This is a genomic window from Dietzia kunjamensis, from assembly GCF_045689975.1.
Taxonomy (GTDB): Bacteria; Actinomycetota; Actinomycetes; order Mycobacteriales; family Mycobacteriaceae; genus Dietzia; species Dietzia kunjamensis.
The window spans coordinates 2,370,590-2,391,824 of record NZ_CP143297.1 but is presented as its reverse complement, the minus strand read 5'-3'; the positions used below and the strand labels follow the sequence as shown (position 1 = coordinate 2,391,824).

The 21,235-nt window shown below is 67.9% G+C and carries 27 protein-coding genes; 26 read left to right on the top strand and 1 reads right to left on the bottom strand.

All coding sequences use genetic code 11. From position 1 onward, the window contains the following. Nucleotides 1–5: 5 nt before the first annotated feature. The 9 genes from VZF99_RS11190 (at nucleotide 6) to tuf (ending at nucleotide 10,640) form a co-directional block, all read left to right on the top strand. Nucleotides 6–2,063 carry a biotin carboxylase N-terminal domain-containing protein gene (locus VZF99_RS11190; RefSeq protein WP_120284063.1) on the top strand — a complete coding sequence of 686 codons (2,058 nt, stop codon included), beginning with the start codon at nucleotides 6–8 and terminating at the stop codon, nucleotides 2,061–2,063. 5 nt (nucleotides 2,064–2,068) lie between these two features. After that, a complete protein-coding gene (locus VZF99_RS11185) occupies nucleotides 2,069–3,250 on the top strand; it encodes an acyl-CoA dehydrogenase family protein (protein ID WP_120284061.1) in 1,182 nt (393 codons plus the stop codon). 10 nt (nucleotides 3,251–3,260) lie between these two features. Continuing rightward, a complete protein-coding gene (locus VZF99_RS11180; protein ID WP_407334781.1) occupies nucleotides 3,261–4,064 on the top strand; it encodes an enoyl-CoA hydratase family protein in 804 nt (267 codons plus the stop codon). Nucleotides 4,065–4,129: 65 nt separating this feature from the next. Next, nucleotides 4,130–5,263, top strand: a complete 1,134-nt coding sequence (locus VZF99_RS11175; RefSeq protein WP_067716701.1) for an NDMA-dependent alcohol dehydrogenase — start codon at nucleotides 4,130–4,132, stop codon at nucleotides 5,261–5,263. Between the two features lie 11 nt (nucleotides 5,264–5,274). After that, nucleotides 5,275–5,925, top strand: coding sequence for a TetR family transcriptional regulator (locus tag VZF99_RS11170; protein WP_407334780.1), 651 nt, complete (start codon nucleotides 5,275–5,277; stop codon nucleotides 5,923–5,925). Between the two features lie 200 nt (nucleotides 5,926–6,125). Further along, the gene (gene rpsL / locus VZF99_RS11165) at nucleotides 6,126–6,497 is read left to right on the top strand and encodes a 30S ribosomal protein S12 (protein WP_010541164.1); all 372 of its coding nucleotides are present in this window, start codon (nucleotides 6,126–6,128) and stop codon (nucleotides 6,495–6,497) included. Further along, complete coding sequence (rpsG, locus tag VZF99_RS11160) at nucleotides 6,497–6,967, top strand: 30S ribosomal protein S7 (protein WP_067716696.1); 471 nt, start codon at nucleotides 6,497–6,499, stop codon at nucleotides 6,965–6,967. The genes rpsL and rpsG overlap by 1 nt, the downstream gene beginning before the upstream one ends. 195 nt (nucleotides 6,968–7,162) lie before the next feature. Then, nucleotides 7,163–9,274: an elongation factor G gene (gene fusA / locus VZF99_RS11155; protein ID WP_407334779.1), complete on the top strand. Its 2,112-nt coding sequence runs from the start codon at nucleotides 7,163–7,165 to the stop codon at nucleotides 9,272–9,274. Between the two features lie 175 nt (nucleotides 9,275–9,449). Next, a complete protein-coding gene (gene tuf, locus VZF99_RS11150; RefSeq protein ID WP_120284055.1) occupies nucleotides 9,450–10,640 on the top strand; it encodes an elongation factor Tu in 1,191 nt (396 codons plus the stop codon). Between the two features lie 179 nt (nucleotides 10,641–10,819). Here tuf and VZF99_RS11145 read toward each other — a convergent pair whose 3' ends face one another. Next, nucleotides 10,820–11,092: a hypothetical protein gene (locus VZF99_RS11145; RefSeq protein ID WP_069388740.1), complete on the bottom strand. Its 273-nt coding sequence runs from the start codon at nucleotides 11,090–11,092 to the stop codon at nucleotides 10,820–10,822. Nucleotides 11,093–11,644: 552 nt separating this feature from the next. Here VZF99_RS11145 and rpsJ point away from each other — a divergent pair. From rpsJ to rplF, 17 genes are all read left to right on the top strand, one after another. Then, nucleotides 11,645–11,950, top strand: coding sequence for a 30S ribosomal protein S10 (gene rpsJ, locus VZF99_RS11140; RefSeq protein ID WP_003938093.1), 306 nt, complete (start codon nucleotides 11,645–11,647; stop codon nucleotides 11,948–11,950). A 52-nt stretch (nucleotides 11,951–12,002) separates the two neighbouring features. Further along, the gene (gene rplC, locus VZF99_RS11135; RefSeq protein ID WP_096907062.1) at nucleotides 12,003–12,668 is read left to right on the top strand and encodes a 50S ribosomal protein L3; all 666 of its coding nucleotides are present in this window, start codon (nucleotides 12,003–12,005) and stop codon (nucleotides 12,666–12,668) included. Further along, entirely contained in the window at nucleotides 12,665–13,354 is a 690-nt protein-coding gene (gene rplD / locus VZF99_RS11130) for a 50S ribosomal protein L4 (RefSeq protein WP_067716681.1), read from the top strand. The genes rplC and rplD overlap by 4 nt, the downstream gene beginning before the upstream one ends. After that, nucleotides 13,351–13,653: a 50S ribosomal protein L23 gene (gene rplW / locus VZF99_RS11125; protein ID WP_067716678.1), complete on the top strand. Its 303-nt coding sequence runs from the start codon at nucleotides 13,351–13,353 to the stop codon at nucleotides 13,651–13,653. The genes rplD and rplW overlap by 4 nt, the downstream gene beginning before the upstream one ends. 31 nt (nucleotides 13,654–13,684) lie before the next feature. Further along, nucleotides 13,685–14,521, top strand: a complete 837-nt coding sequence (rplB, locus tag VZF99_RS11120) for a 50S ribosomal protein L2 (RefSeq protein WP_067716676.1) — start codon at nucleotides 13,685–13,687, stop codon at nucleotides 14,519–14,521. A 14-nt stretch (nucleotides 14,522–14,535) separates the two neighbouring features. Continuing rightward, the gene (gene rpsS, locus VZF99_RS11115; protein ID WP_007628126.1) at nucleotides 14,536–14,817 is read left to right on the top strand and encodes a 30S ribosomal protein S19; all 282 of its coding nucleotides are present in this window, start codon (nucleotides 14,536–14,538) and stop codon (nucleotides 14,815–14,817) included. Beyond that, entirely contained in the window at nucleotides 14,814–15,251 is a 438-nt protein-coding gene (rplV, locus tag VZF99_RS11110; RefSeq protein ID WP_120284053.1) for a 50S ribosomal protein L22, read from the top strand. Before rpsS ends, rplV begins: the two co-directional genes overlap by 4 nt. Continuing rightward, the gene (gene rpsC / locus VZF99_RS11105; RefSeq protein WP_067716670.1) at nucleotides 15,252–16,085 is read left to right on the top strand and encodes a 30S ribosomal protein S3; all 834 of its coding nucleotides are present in this window, start codon (nucleotides 15,252–15,254) and stop codon (nucleotides 16,083–16,085) included. 2 nt (nucleotides 16,086–16,087) lie between these two features. Beyond that, nucleotides 16,088–16,504 carry a 50S ribosomal protein L16 gene (gene rplP, locus VZF99_RS11100; RefSeq protein WP_010541175.1) on the top strand — a complete coding sequence of 139 codons (417 nt, stop codon included), beginning with the start codon at nucleotides 16,088–16,090 and terminating at the stop codon, nucleotides 16,502–16,504. Next, nucleotides 16,504–16,734, top strand: coding sequence for a 50S ribosomal protein L29 (rpmC, locus tag VZF99_RS11095; protein ID WP_017838199.1), 231 nt, complete (start codon nucleotides 16,504–16,506; stop codon nucleotides 16,732–16,734). Before rplP ends, rpmC begins: the two co-directional genes overlap by 1 nt. After that, complete coding sequence (gene rpsQ, locus VZF99_RS11090; RefSeq protein ID WP_174521529.1) at nucleotides 16,731–17,027, top strand: 30S ribosomal protein S17; 297 nt, start codon at nucleotides 16,731–16,733, stop codon at nucleotides 17,025–17,027. The genes rpmC and rpsQ overlap by 4 nt, the downstream gene beginning before the upstream one ends. A 526-nt stretch (nucleotides 17,028–17,553) precedes the next feature. Continuing rightward, entirely contained in the window at nucleotides 17,554–18,609 is a 1,056-nt protein-coding gene (locus VZF99_RS11085) for an alpha/beta hydrolase (protein ID WP_407334778.1), read from the top strand. Between the two features lie 143 nt (nucleotides 18,610–18,752). After that, a complete protein-coding gene (gene rplN, locus VZF99_RS11080) occupies nucleotides 18,753–19,121 on the top strand; it encodes a 50S ribosomal protein L14 (protein ID WP_007628112.1) in 369 nt (122 codons plus the stop codon). Between the two features lies 1 nt (nucleotide 19,122). Next, nucleotides 19,123–19,437, top strand: coding sequence for a 50S ribosomal protein L24 (gene rplX / locus VZF99_RS11075; protein WP_007628110.1), 315 nt, complete (start codon nucleotides 19,123–19,125; stop codon nucleotides 19,435–19,437). Nucleotides 19,438–19,439: 2 nt separating this feature from the next. After that, the gene (gene rplE / locus VZF99_RS11070; protein WP_067716660.1) at nucleotides 19,440–20,012 is read left to right on the top strand and encodes a 50S ribosomal protein L5; all 573 of its coding nucleotides are present in this window, start codon (nucleotides 19,440–19,442) and stop codon (nucleotides 20,010–20,012) included. 273 nt (nucleotides 20,013–20,285) lie between these two features. After that, a complete protein-coding gene (gene rpsH / locus VZF99_RS11065; protein ID WP_067716657.1) occupies nucleotides 20,286–20,684 on the top strand; it encodes a 30S ribosomal protein S8 in 399 nt (132 codons plus the stop codon). Between the two features lie 12 nt (nucleotides 20,685–20,696). Beyond that, nucleotides 20,697–21,233: a 50S ribosomal protein L6 gene (gene rplF / locus VZF99_RS11060; protein WP_067716654.1), complete on the top strand. Its 537-nt coding sequence runs from the start codon at nucleotides 20,697–20,699 to the stop codon at nucleotides 21,231–21,233. Nucleotides 21,234–21,235: the final 2 nt, after the last annotated feature.

The window sequence follows — 21,235 nt, the reverse complement described above, 5'->3', positions numbered from 1 at the left end:
AAACCATGCAGAATTCACCGACCCCGACTCCAATCACGTCAGTCCTGGTGGCCAACCGCGGCGAGATCGCCCGACGCGTCCACCGCACCGCCCGCGCACTCGGCATGACCACGGTCGCCGTGTTCTCCGACGCCGATGCCGAGGCGCCCCACACCCGTGAGGCCGACGCCGCAGTCCGCCTCCCCGGGAACACCCCGGCCGAGACCTACCTGCGCGGTGACCTCGTCATCGCCGCCGCCAAGGCGGCCGGCGCCGACGCGATCCACCCGGGATACGGCTTCCTGTCCGAGAACGCCGGGTTCGCCCGCGACGTGATCGACGCCGGCCTGATCTGGGTCGGCCCGCCGGTCGCCGCCATCGAGGCCATGGGTTCCAAGATCGAGGCCAAGAAGATGATGGGCGAGGCCGGCGTGCCGATGCTCAGCGACCTCGAGCCCGCCGACGTCACCGAGGACATGCTCCCGGTGCTGGTCAAGGCCTCCGCCGGTGGCGGCGGTCGCGGCATGCGGATCGTCCGCACCCTCGACTCCCTGCACGATGAGATCGCAGGCGCGCAGCGCGAGGCCAAGTCCGCGTTCGGCGACGACGCCGTGTTCTGCGAGCGCTACCTCGAGCGTGGCCGCCACATCGAGGTCCAGATCGTGGCCGACTCGAACGGCACCGTCTGGGCGGTGGGGGAGCGCGAGTGCTCCATCCAGCGCCGCCACCAGAAGGTCATCGAGGAGGCCCCCAGTCCCCTCGTCGAGCGGACCCCGGGGATGCGGGAGGCGCTCTACACCGCGGCCCGCGACGCCGCCTCCGCGATCGGGTACACCGGCGCCGGAACGGTCGAGTTCCTCGCCACCGACGACGGCGAGTTCTTCTTCCTCGAGATGAACACCCGCCTCCAGGTGGAGCACCCGGTCACCGAGGCCACCACCGGTCTCGACCTGGTCGCCCTGCAACTCGACGTGGCCGCCGGACTGCCGCTGCCGTCCGCCGAGCCGCCGGCCGCCCACGGTTGGTCGCTGGAGGCCCGCCTGTACGCCGAGGACCCGGCGAACGACTACACGCCGGGGTCGGGAACTCTCTGGGCGCTCGACGTCCCCGGGGTCTCCTCGAGCTTCGAAGGGCCCCACCGCCCGGGCATCCGGGTGGACAGCGGTGTCGAGCCGGGCCCCGACGGCGCCCTCATCGGCGTCCACTACGACCCGATGCTCGCCAAGGTCATCTCTTACGGCCGCACCCGCGCGGAGGCCTGCGCCTCCCTCGCCGGCGCCCTGGCCCGGGCACAGGTCCACGGGCTGACCACCAACCGGGCCCAGCTCGTCCGCGTGCTGCGGCACCCGGAGTTCATCGCCGGGAACCTGTCGACGGCGTTCCTCGACGACCACGGTGCCGAGTCGCTCGCCGCGCCGCTCGCGGACGACGAGGCCGTCGCCATCTCGGCGCTGGCCGCGGCAGTGGTCTCCGGCACCGCCGACCACCTCGCCGGACCGGTGGCACTGGCCCAGGCCGGGTTCCGCAACGTCGGACGCACCCTGCAGAAGCGGACGTTCCGTCACGGCGAGGACGAGCTCGAGGTGGCCTACATTCGCGAGCGCTCCGGCGCCCGCCCCGAAGGGGACCTGGCCGATGTCGTCACCGTCGAGGAGGTGGGCCCCGACTCCGCCGTGCTCGAGGTCAGGGGAGTGCGCCGCGTCTTCACCGTGGCCCGCTACGAGACCCCGGGCGCGGACACCGTGGTCGAGGTCGACTCGCCGCTCGGCCCCGTCTCGCTCATCGAGCCGCCCCGCTACACGGATCCCGCCGCAGAGGTCGCCGCCGGCTCGCTGCTCGCGCCCATGCCCGGTGCGGTCATCCGCGTCGCGGTCTCCGTCGGTGACACCGTCACCGCCGGCCAGCCGCTGCTGTGGATGGAGGCCATGAAGATGGAACACACCATCTCGGCCGCCGTCGACGGCATCGTCACCGAGCTCCCCGTGGAGGTCGGCACACAGGTCGAGTCGGGGACGATCCTCGCCGTCGTCTCCGATTCCGACACCGACACCGACAGCACCGACACCACCAGCGTCCAGGAGTGACCACGATGACCGACATCTCACAGATCCCCAACCCCGTCATCGACACGGAGGAGCAGACGGCGCTGCGCAAGGTCGCGTTCGACCTGGGCTCGCGCTACGGCATCGAGTACATGCGGTCCAAGTCCGACGCCGGGGAGACCACCGACGAGTTGTGGACCGAGGCCGGCAAGCTCGGCCTGCTCGGCGTGAACCTGCCCGAGGAGTACGGCGGCGGTGGAGCCGGGATGACCGAGCTCGCGATCGTGGAGGAGGAGCTCTCCGCCGCGGGCGCCGGCCTGCTCATGATGGTCGTCTCGCCGGCCATCAACGGCACGATCATCTCGCGATTCGGCACCGAGGAGCAGAAGAAGCGGTGGCTGCCGGGCATCGCCTCCGGTGAGACCATCACCTCCTTCGCGATCACCGAGCCCGACGCCGGGTCCAACTCGCACGCCATCACCACCACGGCCCGCCGCGACGGCTCCGACTTCCTGCTCAGTGGGCAGAAGACGTACATCTCCGGTGTCGACCAGGCCGACGCCATCCTCGTCGTCGCCCGCCTCGAGGGCGCCACCAGCGGCAAGCTCCAGCCGGCCCTGTTCATGGTCCCCACCGACGCCCCGGGCCTCGCCAAGACACACATCCCCACCGAGGTGCGGACCCCCGAGCGGCAGTTCCAGCTGTACTTCGACGACGTCCGGCTGCCCGCCGAGGCGCTCATCGGCGACGGCGACACGGCGCTGCTCATGCTGTTCGCCGGCCTCAACCCCGAGCGCATCATGGCCTCGGGCATGGCCGTGGGCACCGCCCGCTTCGCCATGGACCGGGCCACCAAGTACGCCAACGAGCGCACCGTGTGGAAGACCCCCATCGGCGCGCACCAGGGCGTGTCGCACCCGCTGGCGCAGTGCAAGATCGAGCTCGAGCTGGCGCGACTGATGATGCGCAAGGCCGCGGCCCTGGTGGACGCCGGCCGTGACGACCTCGCCGGCGAGGCCGCCAACATGGCGAAGTACGCCTCCGGTGAGGTCTCGGCCCGCACCGTGGACCAGGCCATCCAGACCCTCGGCGGCAACGGGCTGTCGGTCGAGTACGGACTGGCCGGAATGCTCGCCGCGTCGCGTCTGCCCCGCATCGCGCCGGTCAGCCGGGAGATGATCCTCAACTACGTGGCCCAGCACTCGCTCGGGCTGCCGAAGAGCTACTGAGGTGGCCGCGGTGAGTGATCAGACGGCTGGCGACCAGACCCTGGTGCACTACGAGGTCCGTGGAGGCGCAGCCCGCCTCACCCTGGACTCGCAGCACAACCGCAACGCCATCTCGACCGCCCTGGTCGAGCAGCTCCATGCGGCGCTCGACCGGGCCGCCGGGGACGACGCCGCCCGCGTCGTTGTCCTCGGGCACGCCGGAGGGACGTTCTGCGCCGGGGCGGATCTGTCGGAGGCCTCCGCCAGCCAGGGGAGCCCCGAGGAGCAGGCCGCCGAGCGGACCCGGATCTTCCTGGGCCTGCTCCGGGCGATCCTCTCCCACCCGAAGCCGGTGATCGCCGCGGTCGACGGCCATGTGCGCGCGGGCGGAATGGGACTGGTGTCGGCGTGCGATTTCGCGATCGCCGGCCCGGCCTCGTCCTTCGCGCTGACCGAGGTGCGCCTCGGGCTGGCGGCGGCGATGATCTCCGTGCCGCTGGCCGCGCGCGTGGGTTCGAGGGACCTCGCGCGAGCCCTGCTGAAGGGGGAGAAGTTCGACTCCGCGCACGCGCTGCGGATCGGGCTGCTCTCCGAGGCGGTCGAGGACGTCCGGGGCGCGGTCGACGAGCTCGTGGCCGCGTTCCGGCCCTGCTCACCCCAGGGACTCAGGGAGAACAAGGCGCTGCTCGCAGCGCCTGTGCTCGCCGAACTCGACGCGCGCGGAGAGGAGCTGGCGGGGGTCACCGCCCGCCTGTTCACCACCCCCGAGGTCGCCGAGGGGATGACCGCGTTCCTGGAACGCAGACAGCCCTCCTGGGCGACCGCCACCGAGTAGCGTGTGATGTGGCACTGGTCACGTGACCAGTGCCACATCACCCCCTTCGCACGAGGAGCAAACGCATGCGCACCAAGGCCGCCATCATCAGGGAGCCCAAGCAGGACGGCTGGGAGGTCGTCGAGGTCGATCTGGGCGATCCCCGGGTCGGTGAGGTCCAGGTCAAGCTGGCCGCGTCCGGCCTCTGCCACTCGGACGAGCACCTGCTCACCGGTGACCTGCAGTTCGAGACCTACCCCATCATCGGCGGGCACGAGGGTGCCGGTGTCGTCACCAAGGTCGGGGAGGGCGTCACCGGAATCGAGGAGGGTGACCACGTCGTCCTGGCGTTCATCCCCGCCTGCGGCACCTGCCCGCCCTGCGCGGAGGGGCTCCAGAACCTCTGTGACAATGGTGCCGGCCTGCTGACCGGCCGCGCGATCAGCGACGACACCTACCGGGTCCACACCGCCGCGGGTGAGCCGGTCGCCTCGATGTGTGTCCTCGGGACGTTCTCGCCGTACGTGACCGTCCACCAGTCCTCCGTCGTCAAGATCGAGAAGGACATCCCGCTCGACAAGGCGGCCCTGCTGGGCTGCGGCGTCGCCACGGGCTGGGGATCGGCGACCGAGATCGGCGGCGCCAAGGAGGGCGACGTCGTCGTCGTCGTGGGCATCGGCGGGATCGGTATCAACTCGGTCCAGGGCGCCGCAGCCGCAGGAGCGCGCGCGATCGTCGCCGTCGACCCGGTCGAGTTCAAGCGCGAGAAGGCCATGGAGTTCGGTGCCACCCACACCTGCGCCTCCATGGACGAGGCGATGGCACTGGTCGGGGAGATCAGCTGGGGTCGGATGGCCGATCTGGTCATCCTCACCATGGGCGTCGTCAACGGTAACGATCTCCTGCCCGGTCTCACCTTGACGGGCAAGGGGCGACGGTGTGTGGTCGTGGGGCTCGGGGACATGATGGCCGTCGACGCTCAGATCTCCATCCTCGACCTGGCGATGCAGCAGAAGACCCTCCAGGGCGCCATCTTCGGGGGGACCGGCCCGCGCAAGCAGATCCCGCACCTGCTCCACCAGTACCGCGCCGGGAACCTCAAGCTCGACGAGCTCGTCACCAAGACGTACCGCCTGGAGGAGATCAACCAGGGGTACCAGGACATGCGCGACGGCAACAACATCCGCGGAGTGATCATCTACGACGAGCAGGACTGGTAACAGGAGGACACATGACGGCACCCGAGCAGCGCGCCCCCAAGCAGGACAGAAGCCGTATCACGCGGGAGCGTCTGCTCGGTGCCTCGATCGACCTCCTCGCGACGCAGGGCTGGGCGGCGACCACCGTGGGTGCGGTGGCCGCCGCCGCCGGCGTCTCACGGGGCGCCGCCCAGCACCACTTCCCGACGCGCGAGGACCTCATCACCGCCGCGCTCGGGCACATGATCGAACAGCGACTCGAGGACGTCCGGAGCGTGGGTCTCGACCTGCCCGAGCCCGGACCCGAGCGGACGGTCGCCGTGGTCCGGCTCATAGTCGGGCACTACACTTCCGACCTGTTCAAGGCCGCGCTCCACGTCTGGACCGCGGCGGCCTCCGATCCCGCCCTCAGGGACCGCGTGCTCCCGCTCGAGAACCACATGTCGCGTGAGGTCCTGTCCATCGCCGCCGCCGCCCTGGGGCGCGACCCGGGTGACGTCCGGATCCGGCGCGCACTCCAGACCACCCTGGACCTCGCCCGGGGCCTGGGGCTCGCGGACGTCCTGTCCGACGACTCGGCGCGGCGTGACAAGATCGTGCGATTCTGGGCCCACACGGTGGACATGGTCCTCGACGAGGCCGGTGCGCCGCCCGCGCGCGACGCCGCGAACGGCCCATTTTGACCACTGCATCCCCCGGCGGTTAGGCTTGACCATCGTGCTCGCAGTACGCGAGCTGGAGGATCGTGCCCGGTAGGCCAGCGAGAGCGGCTGACGTGGTCGGCTGTGCGCGGCGACAGGCGCGCGAGAGTCCGGATACGAGCAACGTCCCAGTGACCGGTGGTCGCCCCCAGTGGAGGCCGCCAGCTAGAGAAAGTCGGTTCATGCCAACCATCAACCAGCTGGTCCGCAAGGGCCGCCAGGACAAGAAGTCGGCGACGTCGACGGCTGCCCTCAAGGGTTCGCCTCAGCGTCGCGGCGTGTGCACCCGCGTGTACACCACGACCCCCAAGAAGCCGAACTCCGCGCTCCGTAAGGTCGCCCGTGTGCGCCTGACCACCGGTATCGAGGTCTCCGCCTACATCCCCGGTGAGGGCCACAACCTGCAGGAGCACTCCATGGTGCTCGTGCGTGGCGGTCGTGTGAAGGACCTCCCGGGTGTGCGCTACAAGATCATCCGCGGCTCGCTCGACACCCAGGGTGTGAAGGACCGCAAGCAGGCCCGCTCTCGCTACGGCGCCAAGAAGGAGAAGTAATGCCTCGTAAGGGTCCCGCCCCCAAGCGCCAGCTGATCAACGACCCGGTCTACGGGTCGCCGCTGGTCACCCAGCTCGTGAACAAGATCCTCCTCGACGGCAAGAAGACGACCGCCGAGCGCATCGTCTACTCCGCGCTGGAGATCTGCCGCGAGAAGACCGGAACCGATCCGGTCATCACCCTCAAGAAGGCGCTCGACAACGTCAAGCCGGCTCTCGAGGTCCGCTCCCGTCGTGTCGGCGGCGCCACCTACCAGGTGCCCGTCGAGGTCCGCCCCGGTCGTTCGACGACCCTGGCGATGCGCTGGCTGGTGACGTTCTCCCGGCAGCGTCGTGAGAACACGATGGTCGAGCGTCTGGCCAACGAGATCCTGGACGCCTCCAACGGTCTGGGTGCCGCGGTCAAGCGCCGCGAGGACACCCACAAGATGGCCGAGGCAAACCGGGCGTTCGCTCACTACCGCTGGTGACGCGTCGGGACCCGGGCCGGGGCGTGGGTATCCACGTCCCCCCGGCCAGGGTCCCGTTGTCACCCGCCGGGTGGCATCATTGATCAAGGCCCGTACCTCACGCCCCGCGTGCAGGTACCGGCAGCACTACCGACCCGGTTCGGACGGTCGACAGCGACCGCACGGGCCACCGACGACTCACATTCGGGAGAATCCGTGGCACAGGACGTGCTGACCGACCTCAACAAGGTCCGCAACATCGGCATCATGGCGCACATCGACGCCGGTAAGACCACCGTCACCGAGCGCATCCTGTTCTACACGGGTGTCAACCGCAAGGCAGGCGAGACGCACGACGGTGCGTCGACCACCGACTGGATGGAGCAGGAGAAAGAGCGCGGCATCACGATCACGTCCGCCGCCGTCACCTGTTTCTGGTCCAACAACCAGATCAACATCATCGACACCCCGGGCCACGTCGACTTCACCGTCGAGGTGGAGCGGTCCCTGCGCGTCCTGGACGGCGCCGTCGCCGTCTTCGACGGCAAGGAGGGCGTCGAGCCCCAGTCCGAGCAGGTCTGGCGTCAGGCCGAGAAGTACGACGTGCCCCGCATCTGCTTCGTCAACAAGATGGACAAGATGGGCGCGGACTTCTTTTACACGGTCCAGACCATCGTCGACCGTCTCGGCGCGAAGCCGCTGGTCCTGCAGCTCCCGATCGGCGCCGAGGACGAGTTCGACGGTGTCGTCGACCTCGTCGAGATGAAGGCGCTCGTCTGGCCCGGCAAGACCGACATCGGCACCGAGGCGCAGGTGCAGGACATCCCGGCCGACCTGCAGGAGAAGGCCGAGGAGTACCGCGAGAAGCTCCTCGAGTCCGTCGCCGAGAGCGACGAGGCGCTGATGGAGAAGTACTTCGGTGGCGAGGAGCTGACGAAGGACGAGATCCAGGCAGCGATCCGCAAGATGGTCGTCAACGCCGAGATCTACCCGGTGCTGTGTGGTTCGGCGTACAAGAACAAGGGCATCCAGCCGCTGCTCGACGCCGTCATCGCCTACCTCCCCAACCCGCTGGACGTCGGCGAGGTCCACGGCCACAAGGTCGGGGACGAGGAGACGGAGATCCTCCGCAAGCCGTCCAAGGACGAGCCGTTCGCGGCGCTCGCGTTCAAGATCGCCGTGCACCCGTTCTTCGGTGAGCTGACCTTCGTCCGTGTCTACTCGGGCCGCATCGACCCGAGCACCCAGGTGCAGAACGCGACCAAGGGGAAGAAGGAGCGCGTCGGCAAGCTCTTCCAGATGCACGCCAACAAGGAGATGCCCGTGGAGGAGGCCGTCGCCGGCCACATCTACGCGTTCATCGGGCTGAAGGACACCACGACGGGTGACACACTGTGTGACCTGAACAACCAGGTCATCCTCGAGTCCATGACCTTCCCGGACCCGGTCATCGACGTCTCCATCGAGCCCAAGACCAAGGCCGACCAGGAGAAGCTCGGCACGGCCATCCAGAAGCTGGCCCGTGAGGATCCGACGTTCTCCGTGCGGCTGGACGAGGAGACCGGACAGACCGTCATCGGCGGAATGGGCGAGCTCCACCTGGACGTGCTCGTCGACCGGATGAAGCGCGAGTTCAAGGTCGAGGCCAACGTCGGCAAGCCGCAGGTCGCGTACCGCGAGACCATCAAGGGCTCGATCGACAAGTTCGACTACACCCACAAGAAGCAGACCGGTGGTTCCGGTCAGTTCGCGAAGGTGCAGATCGCGCTCGGCCCGCTGGACCAGGAGGCCGTCGAAGCCGGCGAGACCTACGAGTTCAGCGACAAGGTCACCGGTGGCCGCGTGCCCAAGGAGTACATCCCCTCCGTGGACGCCGGCATCAAGGACGCCATGCAGTACGGCATCCTCGCCGGCTACCCGATGGTCAACGTCAAGGCGACGCTCGTCGACGGCGCGTACCACGAGGTCGACTCGTCCGAGATGGCGTTCAAGGTCGCGGGCTCCATGGCCTTCAAGGAGGCCGCCCGTAAGTGCCAGCCCGTGATCCTGGAGCCGCTGATGGCCGTGGAGGTCGTCACGCCCGAGGACTACATGGGTGACGTCATCGGCGACATCAACTCCCGCCGCGGCCAGATCCAGGCGATGGAGGAGCGCTCCGGCGCCCGCGTCGTCAAGGCCCACGTGCCTCTGTCCGAGATGTTCGGCTACGTCGGCGACCTCCGGTCGAAGACGCAGGGCCGGGCCAACTACTCGATGGTCTTCTCCCACTACGCCGAGGTTCCGGCGGGCGTGGCCAAGGAGATCATCGCCAAGGCGACCGGCGAGTAACCGGTACTGGTCCCGCCCCGCCGTCAGGCGGGGTGGGGCCGATGCCGGCGGCGCACGGTCGAACCTCCGGGTGGCCGCCGGTTCGTGCTCAACACGGCACGATGAGTAAGATCAGATCCCACACAAAGCAGTGCCCACCTCCAGGTGGGGACAGACCAGTCCAGGAGGACACCAAGTGGCGAAGGCGAAGTTCGAGCGGACCAAACCGCACGTAAACATCGGCACCATCGGTCACGTCGACCACGGCAAGACCACCACCACCGCGGCCATCACCAAGGTTCTGGCGGACACCTACCCCGACCTCAACGACGCGTTCGCGTTCGACGAGATCGACAAGGCGCCGGAGGAGAAGGCTCGTGGTATCACGATCAACATCTCCCACGTCGAGTACCAGACCGAGAAGCGCCACTACGCGCACGTCGACGCCCCCGGTCACGCCGACTACATCAAGAACATGATCACCGGTGCCGCCCAGATGGACGGCGCGATCCTCGTCGTGGCGGCCACCGACGGCCCCATGCCGCAGACCCGTGAGCACGTGCTGCTCGCCCGTCAGGTCGGTGTGCCCTACATCCTCGTCGCCCTGAACAAGTGCGACATGGTCGACGACGAGGAGATCCTCGAGCTCGTCGAGATGGAGGTCCGCGAGCTGCTGGCGTCGCAGGACTTCGACGAGGACGCTCCGGTCGTCCACATCTCGGCGCTCAAGGCGCTCGAGGGTGACCCGAAGTGGGTCCAGGCCATCGTCGACCTCATGCAGGCCTGCGACGACTCCGTCCCGGATCCCGAGCGTGAGACCGACAAGCCGTTCCTCATGCCCGTCGAGGATGTCTTCACGATCACCGGTCGTGGCACCGTCGTCACCGGTCGTATCGAGCGTGGCCAGATCAACGTGAACGAGGATGTCGAGCTCATCGGCATCAAGGATAAGGCCACCAAGACCACCATCACGGGCATCGAGATGTTCCGTAAGCTGCTCGACTACGGCGAGGCCGGCGACAACGTCGGTCTGCTCGTCCGTGGTCTCAAGCGCGAGGACGTCGAGCGTGGCCAGGTCGTCATCAAGCCGGGCGCCTACACCCCGCACACCACGTTCGAGGGCCAGGCGTACATCCTGTCCAAGGACGAGGGCGGCCGTCACACGCCGTTCTTCAACAACTACCGCCCGCAGTTCTACTTCCGTACCACGGACGTGACCGGCGTCGTGACCCTCCCCGAGGGCACCGAGATGGTCATGCCGGGCGACAACACCGAGATGAGCGTCGAGCTCATCCAGCCGGTCGCCATGGATGAGGGCCTGCGCTTCGCGATCCGCGAGGGTGGCCGCACCGTCGGCGCCGGACAGGTCACCAAGATCATCAAGTGATCCACTGACCGCTCGGTCCGGGTGAATCCCCGGGTCGATCGAGGAAGGGCGCCCCACCGTCAGGTGGGGCGCCCTTCCCGCATTTCGCGGTGGTTCACGCGTGCCCGGGGGAGTAGACGACCGGTTTATCTGAGGCGACCGAGTTTCGTGCGACGAGCGAGCTACCTGCGGCGACCGAACTACCTGCGACGACCGAGGATGGTCATCGCGATCGACAACCCCACCGCGGCGACTCCGGCGAGCGCGGCCGCGGCGACGGCGGCGACCTGTTCGGCACTCGCGCCGTGCGCGTCGTACCCGGGACCGGATACCCCGTGCCGGCGGTCGACTTCCGCGAGTGCCCGGAAGAGTTCATCGGGATCGCCGCCCGCGTCCGGATGGTGGCGCAGGACCGCCTGCCGCCTGTCCCGTTTGTAGGCGGCGGGGTCCCGCGGCTCGCGTCTGCTGTTCACGATGTGGTCTCCTCCGAGTGTGGACTCTGGTCGTCCCGACGCTACCGAAGTACCCGGTCGTCGTGCCGGGGTCCGTGACGCACCCGAGGACGCCGGGACGTCCGGGATTTTGCCCTTCCGGCCGATGTACTGCATACTGGTCAAGTTGCCCGGACAAGGCGGCGATCCCGTATGGGCCCGATGGGCCCCGGGGAGAGTCGGGTTGGTCGGGCGAGCACGACCGGGGCGGGTGAGTGATCACCCGCCGGAAAAGCGGGAGGGCGACACGCCCGACCGCGTGGACGCGTCGTGACACGTCAACAGCGGCAGCGGATCGGTCCGCCGTCATCCTCGCCTCGCGCGAGCGATGTGGCACTCCGTCCTCTGGAGGTCTCGTAGTCGTGTCATGCCCGTGGGCGCGCGGCGGGGTCCTCCACGATGGAGCACCGATGCACGGGACCGGGTGGTAGACGGTCTGACGGTGTCACACATGACAAGCGAACACACAGTGTCCCCGCGCAGCGAGGGCGCTTACGACAGCCGCCCTCACGGGCGGGAGGAGAAGAGGACGAAGTGGCGGGACAAAAGATCCGCATCCGGCTCAAGGCCTACGACCATGAAGCTATCGACGCCTCGGCCCGCAAGATCGTCGAGACGGTGACCCGTACGGGTGCTCGTGTCGTCGGTCCCGTGCCGCTGCCCACCGAGAAGAACGTCTACTGCGTCATCCGCTCGCCGCACAAGTACAAGGATTCGCGTGAGCACTTCGAGATGCGTACCCACAAGCGGTTGATCGACATTCTCGACCCCACGCCGAAGACCGTGGACGCTCTCATGCGTATCGACCTGCCTGCCAGCGTCGACGTCAACATCCAGTGACCTCCGACCGCGTAGCGGTCAGCAAGCAACGTGCAGCGGAGACAGTGAACAGATGACTAACACCGAGATCAAGGGAATCCTGGGCGCCAAGCTCGGCATGACCCAGGTCTTCGACGAGAACAACCGGGTGGTTCCGGTTACCGTCGTCAAGGCCGGGCCGTGCGTCGTGACCGGGATCCGTACCCAAGAGACCGACGGCTACGACGCCGTCCAGATCGCGTTCGGCGCGATCGACCCCCGCAAGGTCACCAAGCCGGTGGCCGGCCAGTTCGATAAGGCCGGGGTCACCCCCCGTCGTCACCTCGCCGAGATCCGACTCGACAACGCCGAGCAGGCCGCCGGGTTCGAGATCGGCCAGGAGATCGGCGCCGACGTGTTCGAGGACGGCGCGTTCGTCGACGTCACCGGCACCTCCAAGGGCAAGGGCTTCGCCGGTACCATGAAGCGCCACGGCTTCGCCGGCCAGGGTGCCTCGCACGGTACGCAGGCCGTGCACCGCAAGCCGGGTTCTATCGGCGGGGCATCGACCCCGGGCCGCGTCTTCAAGGGCAAGTCGATGGCCGGCCGCATGGGCAACGATCGCGTGACCACCATGAACCTCAAGGTCCACAAGGTGGACGCCGAGGCCGGCGTCCTCCTCATCAAGGGAGCCATCCCGGGTCGTAACGGCGGCCTCGTGATGGTCCGTTCCGCAGTGAAGGGCGGTGCGCGCGCATGACCACCACGGAGAACACCGTGAACCTCAAGCTGGACGTCCGTACCCCGGCGGGCAAGACCGACGGTTCGGTCGAGCTCCCCGCCGAGATCTTCGGCGTCGAGCCCAACCTGCCCCTGATGCACCAGGTCGTGGTGGCTCAGCTCGCCGCGGCGCGTCAGGGCACGCACTCGACCAAGACCCGTGGCGAGGTCCGCGGCGGCGGCCGCAAGCCGTTCCGCCAGAAGGGCACCGGCCGCGCCCGTCAGGGTTCGACCCGCGCCCCCGCCTACACCGGCGGCGGCACCGTCCACGGCCCGAAGCCGCGTGACTACTCGCAGCGCACCCCCAAGAAGATGAAGGCCGCCGCGCTCCGCGGTGCCCTCTCCGACCGGGTCTCGGCCGATCGCCTCCACGTGGTGACCGAGTTCGTCGAGGGACAGAAGCCGTCGACGGCCGGTGTCCGCGACTTCCTGGGCACCCTGTCCGACCGCAAGAAGATCCTGATCGTCGTCGGTCGTGAGGACGTCGCCGCATGGCGTTCCGTGGCCAACCTCGATCACGTCCATCCGATCGCTCCGGATCAGCTCAACACCTACGACGTGCTCCACGCTGACGACGTCGTGTTCTCGGTCGAGGCTCTGGACGCGTTCGTCACGCAGGCGAGCCGTGCGTTCGCCGGCAAGGCAGCGAAGGAGGCCGACAAGTGAGCACCGTCGCCGATCCCCGGGACGTGATCCTCGCCCCGGTCGTCTCCGAGAAGGCCTACGGCCTGCTCGAGCAGGGCGTGTACACGTTCCAGGTCGCCCCGGGCGCCAACAAGACGCAGATCAAGATCGCCATCCAGGAGATCTTCGGCGTCACCGTTGAGTCCGTGAACACCGCCAACCGTCAGGGCAAGCGCAAGCGCACCCGCACCGGGTACGGACAGCGCAAGAGCACCAAGCGCGCCATCGTGACCCTCGCGGCCGACAGCAAGCCCATCGAGATCCCGGGTCTGACCGCCTGACGGCGGGAAGAGTTAAGGACGAGAGAACCTCATGGCTATCCGCAAGTACAAGCCCACGACCCCCGGTCGTCGCGGCTCGAGCGTCTCGGACTTCGCCGAGATCACCCGCTCGACGCCCGAGAAGTCGCTGCTGCGCCCGCTGAGCAAGACCGGCGGCCGCAACGGTCACGGCCGTATCACCAGCCGCCACAAGGGCGGTGGCCACAAGCGCCAGTACCGCGTCATCGACTTCCGTCGTAATGACAAGGACGGCGTGCTCGCCACCGTCGCGCACATCGAGTACGACCCGAACCGCACCGCCAACATCGCCCTCCTGCACTACGCGGACGGCGAGAAGCGGTACATCCTCGCCCCGCGCAACCTGAAGCAGGGCATGAAGGTCGAGTCGGGTGCAGGCGCCGACATCAAGACCGGCAACAACCTCCCGCTCCGGAACATCCCCGCAGGCACCGTGGTGCACGCGGTGGAGCTCCGTCCGGGCGGCGGCGCCAAGATGGCCCGCGCCGCCGGCGCCGGCATCCAGCTGCTCGGTAAGGAGGGGACCTACGCCTCCCTCCGCATGCCCTCCGGTGAGATCCGCCGGGTCGACGTGCGGTGCCGCGCCACGATCGGCGAGGTCGGCAACGCCGAGCAGGCCAACATCAACTGGGGTAAGGCCGGCCGCATGCGGTGGAAGGGCGTTCGCCCGACCGTCCGTGGCGTGGTCATGAACCCCGTCGACCACCCGCATGGTGGTGGCGAGGGTAAGACGTCCGGTGGACGTCACCCCGTCAGCCCGTGGGGCCAGCCCGAGGGCCGGACCCGCAAGCCCAACAAGGCGAGTGACAGCATGATCGTCCGTCGCCGTCGCACCGGTAAGAAGCGTTAAGGAGGGAAACTAGGATGCCTCGTAGTCTCAAGAAGGGTCCGTTCGTCGACGAACACCTCCTCGCGAAGGTGGACGTGCAGAACGACAAGGGCACGCATCAGGTCATCAAGACCTGGTCGCGGCGCTCGACGATCCTGCCCGATTTCATCGGCCACACGTTCGCCGTCCATGACGGCCGCAAGCATGTGCCCGTGTTCGTGTCCGACTCGATGGTGGGTCACAAGCTCGGCGAGTTCGCGCCGACGCGCACGTTCAAGGGGCACATCAAGGACGATCGGAAGAGTAAGCGTCGATGAGCACTGATACGAAGAAGACCGACGACGGCACGGCGACGGCCGAGCAGAAGCTCTCCGCGCGTGCCACCGCCAAGTTCGTCCGCGTCACGCCCATGAAGGCGCGTCGTGTGATCGACCTCATCCGCGGCAAGGACGCCGCCGACGCGCTGAACACGCTGCGGTTCGCCCCGCAGGCCGCCAGCGAGCCGGTCGCCAAGGTCCTCGCCTCCGCGATGGCCAACGCCGAGAACAACCTCGACCTGGACCCCCGGACCCTCGTGGTCACGGCGGCCTACGCCGACGAGGGGCCGACCCTCAAGCGTTTCCGCCCGCGTGCCCAGGGTCGTGCGTTCCGCGTGCGTAAGCGTACGAGCCACATCACCATCGAGGTGACCAGCGTGCCCGAGAAGACCGGCTCCGGTCGGGCACGTCGCAACCAGGGAGGTGCCCGCTAAATGGGACAGAAGATCCAGCCGCACGGCTTCCGTCTCGGCATCACCTCGGACTGGACGTCCAAGTGGTTCGCCGACAAGCAGTACGCCGACTACGTCGCCGAGGACATCAAGATCCGTCAGCTCCTGTCCAAGGGCATGGAGCGGGCCGGTATCTCCGGGGTCGACATCTCGCGGACCCGTGACCGGGTCCACGTGGACATCCACACGGCCCGCCCGGGCATCGTGATCGGCCGTCGGGGCGCCGAGGCGGACCGTCTTCGCGGGGAGCTCGAGAAGCTCACCGCGAAGCAGGTCCACCTCAACATCCTCGAGATCAAGAACACCGAGGCCGACGCCCAGCTCGTCGCCCAGGGGATCGCCGAGCAGCTCTCGAATCGTGTGGCGTTCCGTCGCGCGATGCGCAAGGGCATCCAGTCGGCCATGCGTCAGCCCCAGGTCAAGGGCATCAAGGTGGTCTGTTCGGGTCGTCTCGGCGGTGCCGAGATGTCCCGTTCGGAGCGCTACCACGAGGGGCGCGTCCCCCTGCACACCCTGCGTGCCGAGATCGACTACGGCACCTACGAGGCCAAGACGACCTTCGGTCGTATCGGTGTCAAGGTGTGGATCTACAAGGGTGACGTGGTCGGCGGCCGTCGCGAGTCCGACCAGTACGCCCAGTCCAGCAACCGTGGCGGTGCCGACCGCGGTCCCCGCCGCGAGCGTGGCGCCGGTCGTCCGCGTCGCTCCGGGGCCCAGGGCACCACTGCGACCAGCACCGAGACCGGCCGCGCCGGTTCCGGCTCGGCCGCCGAGGCTCCTGCCGAGGCACCGCAGAACCAGACCAGGGAGGCGTGACAGTGCTTATCCCCAAGCGCGTCAAGCACCGCAAGCAGCACCACCCCGGCCGTAAGGGCGGGGCAAAGGGTGGTACCAAGGTGACCTTCGGTGACTACGGCATCCAGGCTCTCGAGCCGGCCTACGTCACCAACCGTCAGATCGAGTCCGCACGTATCGCCATCAACCGCCACATCAAGCGTGGTGGCAAGGTGTGGATCAACATCTATCCGGATCGTCCCCTGACCAAGAAGCCCGCCGAGGTGCGGATGGGTTCCGGTAAGGGCTCGGTCGAGTGGTGGGTGGCCAATGTCAAGCCGGGCCGCATCCTGTTCGAGATGTCGTACCCGAACGAGGAGACCGCTCGCGAGGCCCTTCGCCGCGCGCAGCACAAGCTCCCGTGCAAGACCCGCATCGTGACCCGGGAGGAGCAGTTCTGATGGCTAGTGGAACCACCGCCCCCGAGCTGCGTGAGCTCGATGCGGATGCGCTGACCGCGCGTCTGCGTGAGGCCAAGGAAGAGCTGTTCAACCTGCGCTTCCAGATGGCCACCGGTCAGCTGACCAACAACCGTCGCCTGCGTGTCGTCCGCCACGACATCGCTCGCATCTACACCGTCATTCGCGAGCGCGAGCTCGGTCTGTCGGCGGCGCCGGGTGATGCCAAGTGAGTGACAAGGAAGCAGTTGTGACTGAGTCCAACGAGAACACCGAGCGCAACAGCCGCAAGGTGCGCATCGGGTACGTCGTGTCCGACAAGATGGAGAAGACCATCGTCGTCGAGCTCGAGGACCGCGTGAAGCACCCGCTGTACGGCAAGATCATGCGCCGTACCGAGCGGGTCAAGGCCCACGACGAGACCAACACCGCCGGAGTCGGCGACCGCGTGCGGATCATGGAGACCCGCCCGCTGTCCGCCTCCAAGCGGTATCGCCTCGTCGAGGTGCTCGAGCGGGCCAAGTAAGCCCCCACTCGACATATGCGAACGGCCCGGCCCCGGGACTCCGGGGCCGGGCCGTTTCTCGTTGCGGGGGCGCACGGGACGGCCGAATGTAACGGATCACCGTGGTGTAACGAATTTTGAGTAGTGTGTCAGCGTCCGACGCTGGCCGAGAGGACAGGATCGTCATATGGGGAACGAACCACATTTCGGCCGACGGGGGAGTGGGCGGGGCGATCGCCGTCGTGGTCTGAGTGCGCTCGCGATCGGCGCGGTCGTGATCACGACGACGGCCACGGGGCTTCCCGTCGCCGGCGCCCAGAGCACGGGCCCGGGGTCAGTCGATCCGGGATCCCTCGTTCCCAGCGTGGCGCCCGGAAGCCTGTTGGGCGCACCATCGCTCAGTATCGCCGCGTCGACCCAGCTCGGTGCCCCGATCCCGGTCACGTCCGTCCTCGGATCCGTCGGCGCCATCGGTTCCAGCGATTTCCCCCGTCCGGGAAGCTCCCAACCCCCGGCCGGGCCCCGCGCGACACGGGACGGGTCCATCGTGTCCTCCACCGTGCAGCGGATCGAGCCTCTCTTCCCGGCGTCGACGGAGGCGGTCGATCGTCGCGCCGAGGTGTGGACCGTGACGTCTGAATCCATGCAACGGACGGTCCGCGTCGAGGTCTACCGCGCCCCGGCGGGCGTCGACGCGCCCAACGTGTACTTCCTCGACGGCGTCGGTTCCGAGGTCCCGTCCGGGTGGAGCACGGGTATGGGCTGGGGCGATCCCGCGCTGCGCGACCGCGCGGTGAACGTGATCGTTCCGACGGGCGGCCCGGCGTCGATGTGGTCCGACTGGCAGACGGACGATCCCGTCCTGGGCCCCAACAACTGGGAGACGTTCCTCACCGAGGAGTTGCCGCCGCTGCTCGAGGCCGGTTTACCCGGGGCCGCGGGGCCGCTCGCCCACAACGGGAGCTGGGGGGTCATGGGCGTGTCGATGGGGGCGTCCGCGGCGCTTCATCTGGCCAACAGGAACGAGATGTTCGGAGGCGCCGCCGGTATCAGCGGCGCCTATTCGACCACCGACGAGCTCGGCTACCAGTACGCGCGACTCACCGTGGCCGCTCGCAACGGGGACGTCACCAACATGTGGGGGCCGCGCGGGTCCCGGGAGTGGGTGGAGCACGACACCGTGGCGGACCCCTCCGGGCTCGAGGGCAAGGCGGTCTACCTCAGCGCCGCGACCGGGCTGGTGGGTTCCAGCGAGCTCGGCCGCTTCGGCAGCAACGAACTCGTGCTCATCGACGGACATGTCCTCGAGAAGGGCTCCTACGAGAGCACCCGTGCACTCGAGGCCGCGCTCGCCTCGGTTCCCGGGGTCGACCTGAGGATGAACTACATGCCCTCCGGGATCCACAACTGGCCGGTCTTCGTCACCGAGATGCGGCCGGGGATGGATCACGTCCTCTCCGGACTGCCCGACGCCGCGCCCAACGGGCGGAGGACGACGGGGGGAGTGGCGGACTCCGGGGCGAGCGCTGCCGGCTCATCGGGATCGAGCGGCTCGACGGGTTCCCTGGGTGGATCCGGATCGGCCGGTTCGGGCGGTAGCTGACCGGGATTTGGGTCCCGGTGCATGCGCACCCTACACTGGACCAGTTGCCCGACCTGGCACGTCTCGACGTGTCGACGGGTGGCATGACCGCGTGTGTCGGGTCGGTATCCGGCACGCATTGAACAGACCTGGTCAGGAGAACCATGATCCAGCAGGAGTCGCGGCTGAAGGTCGCCGACAACACGGGTGCCAAGGAGATTCTCTGCATCCGCGTTCTCGGCGGTTCCAAGCGCCGCTACGCAGGCGTGGGCGACATCATCGTCGCCACCGTCAAGGACGCCATCCCCGGTGGCAACGTCAAGAAGGGTGAGGTCGTCAAGGCCGTCATCGTGCGCACCGCCAAGGAGCGCCGTCGCCCGGACGGCTCGTACATCAAGTTCGACGAGAACGCCGCCGTCATCATCAAGAACGACAACGATCCGCGCGGAACGCGCATCTTCGGGCCCGTCGGCCGCGAACTGCGCGACAAGAAGTTCATGCGGATCGTCTCGCTGGCTCCGGAGGTGCTCTGACATGAAGGTTCACAAGGGCGACACGGTGCTGGTCATCTCCGGTAAGGACAAGGGCGCCAAGGGCAAGGTCATCCAGGCTTTCCCGGCTCAGGAGAAGGTCCTCGTCGAGGGCGTCAACCGCATCAAGAAGCACACCTCCAACTCGGCTGCCGAGCGCGGCGCCTCCTCGGGCGGCATCGTCACCCAGGAGGCCCCGATCCACGTGTCCAACGTGATGGTCGTGGACGCCGACGGCACCCCGACCCGGGTCGGAATCCGCACCGACGAGAACGGCAAGCGCGTCCGTGTCTCGCGCAAGACCGGGAAGGACCTGTGACCATGACTGAGACCGCTCTTCCCTCCGGGTACACCCCTCGCCTCAAGGACAAGTACCGCAGCGAGATCCGGCCGGCACTCAACGAGACGTTCGAGTACGCCAACGTCATGCAGATCCCGGGCGTCGCGAAGGTCGTCGTCAACATGGGTGTCGGTGACGCCGCCCGCGACGCCAAGCTCATCAACGGCGCCATCAACGACCTCACGCTGATCACCGGCCAGAAGCCGGAGGTCCGTCGGGCCCGCAAGTCCATCGCACAGTTCAAGCTGCGCGAGGGCATGCCGATCGGCGCGCGCGTCACCCTGCGCGGCGATCGCATGTGGGAGTTCCTCGATCGCCTGACGACCGTCGCGCTCCCGCGTATCCGTGACTTCCGCGGGCTCTCGGGCAAGCAGTTCGACGGCCACGGCAACTACACGTTCGGCCTCAACGAGCAGACGATGTTCTACGAGATCGACGTCGACAAGGTCGACCGCCCCCGGGGCATGGACATCACGGTCGTCACGACCGCAACGAACGACGAAGAGGGCCGGGCACTGCTCAAGCAGCTCGGATTCCCCTTCAAGGAGGACTGACCTCCTCCACCGGCCGGACCGGCCGTCCCCGCCGGGGCACCGCATCGCGGTTCCCCGGCGGCGGGCAGACGGCCCAGTCGTCTGGTCGCGCCCCGGTGAGAAGAGCACCGGCCGCGGCGGGAACACCGGGATGCCCGGAGGGGCGCCGGATCCCATACAAGAGAACATTCGCACTCTTCGTGATAGGCCCACGACGTCACGTGGGCGGCCCACAGGTCGCCGTACGGGACGTGTTGCATGGGAACCGTTACGAGAAAGGAACATGGTCCATCCATGTCGATGACCGATCCCATCGCGGACATGCTGACGCGTGTGCGTAACGCCAATTCGGCGTACCACGACACCGTGTCGATGCCGCATTCGAAGCTCAAGGGCAACATCGCTGCCATCCTCCAGCAGGAGGGTTACATCGCGGGCTACAACGTCGAGGACGCAGAGGTGGGCAAGAAGCTCACCATCGACCTCAAGTACGGCCCCTCGCGCCAGCGCAGCATCCAGGGCATCAAGCGCATCTCGAAGCCGGGTCTGCGCGTGTACGCCAAGTCCACCGAACTGCCCAAGGTCCTCGGTGGCCTGGGCGTCGCGATCATCTCGACGTCCCAGGGTCTGCTCACGGACCGCCAGGCGAACAACAAGAAGGTGGGCGGGGAAGTCCTCGCCCACGTCTGGTAAGGGGGGCGAGAAATGTCACGTATCGGCAAGGCTCCGATCACCGTCCCGTCCGGTGTCGACATCAGGGTCGACGGCCAGACCGTCACCGTCAAGGGTCCCAAGGGCGAGCTCTCGCAGGTTCTGCCCGGGGCGATCTCGGTCTCGATCGAGGACGGCACCGTCACGGTGAACCGTCCCGACGACCACCGCGACAACCGGTCACTGCACGGCCTGTCCCGCTCGCTGGTCAACAACATGATCGTCGGCGTCACCGAGGGCTACAAGCAGGACATGGAGATCTTCGGCGTCGGTTACCGCGTCGTGGCCAAGGGCCAGGATCTCGAATTCGCCCTGGGCTACTCGCATCCGGTTCCGGTCACCGCTCCCGACGGCATCACGTTCGCCGTCGACGGTGCGACCAAGTTCTCGATCTCCGGGATCGACAAGCAGCAGGTGGGCCAGATCGCCGCCAACATCAAGCGACTGCGGAAGCACGACCCGTACAAGGGCAAGGGCATCCGCTACGCCGGCGAACAGGTCCGTCGCAAGGTCGGAAAGACGGGTAAGTGATC

Excerpts from the sequence above, each read along its gene's own strand:
- VZF99_RS11175 (WP_067716701.1), top strand. The coding sequence starts at position 4,130 with ATGCGCACCAAGGCCGCCATCATCAGGGAGCCCAAGCAGGACGGCTGG.
- rplB (WP_067716676.1), top strand. The coding sequence starts at position 13,685 with ATGGCTATCCGCAAGTACAAGCCCACGACCCCCGGTCGTCGCGGCTCG.
- rplD (WP_067716681.1), top strand. The coding sequence starts at position 12,665 with ATGACCACCACGGAGAACACCGTGAACCTCAAGCTGGACGTCCGTACC.
- rplC (WP_096907062.1), top strand. The coding sequence starts at position 12,003 with ATGACTAACACCGAGATCAAGGGAATCCTGGGCGCCAAGCTCGGCATG.
- rplV (WP_120284053.1), top strand. The coding sequence starts at position 14,814 with ATGAGCACTGATACGAAGAAGACCGACGACGGCACGGCGACGGCCGAG.
- rplE (WP_067716660.1), top strand. The coding sequence starts at position 19,440 with ATGACTGAGACCGCTCTTCCCTCCGGGTACACCCCTCGCCTCAAGGAC.
- rplN (WP_007628112.1), top strand. The coding sequence starts at position 18,753 with ATGATCCAGCAGGAGTCGCGGCTGAAGGTCGCCGACAACACGGGTGCC.
- VZF99_RS11190 (WP_120284063.1), top strand. The coding sequence starts at position 6 with ATGCAGAATTCACCGACCCCGACTCCAATCACGTCAGTCCTGGTGGCC.
- rpsC (WP_067716670.1), top strand. The coding sequence starts at position 15,252 with ATGGGACAGAAGATCCAGCCGCACGGCTTCCGTCTCGGCATCACCTCG.
- rplX (WP_007628110.1), top strand. The coding sequence starts at position 19,123 with ATGAAGGTTCACAAGGGCGACACGGTGCTGGTCATCTCCGGTAAGGAC.
- rplF (WP_067716654.1), top strand. The coding sequence starts at position 20,697 with ATGTCACGTATCGGCAAGGCTCCGATCACCGTCCCGTCCGGTGTCGAC.
- rpsS (WP_007628126.1), top strand. The coding sequence starts at position 14,536 with ATGCCTCGTAGTCTCAAGAAGGGTCCGTTCGTCGACGAACACCTCCTC.
- rpsL (WP_010541164.1), top strand. The coding sequence starts at position 6,126 with ATGCCAACCATCAACCAGCTGGTCCGCAAGGGCCGCCAGGACAAGAAG.
- VZF99_RS11170 (WP_407334780.1), top strand. The coding sequence starts at position 5,275 with ATGACGGCACCCGAGCAGCGCGCCCCCAAGCAGGACAGAAGCCGTATC.
- rpsG (WP_067716696.1), top strand. The coding sequence starts at position 6,497 with ATGCCTCGTAAGGGTCCCGCCCCCAAGCGCCAGCTGATCAACGACCCG.
- rpmC (WP_017838199.1), top strand. The coding sequence starts at position 16,504 with ATGGCTAGTGGAACCACCGCCCCCGAGCTGCGTGAGCTCGATGCGGAT.
- rpsH (WP_067716657.1), top strand. The coding sequence starts at position 20,286 with ATGTCGATGACCGATCCCATCGCGGACATGCTGACGCGTGTGCGTAAC.
- VZF99_RS11185 (WP_120284061.1), top strand. The coding sequence starts at position 2,069 with ATGACCGACATCTCACAGATCCCCAACCCCGTCATCGACACGGAGGAG.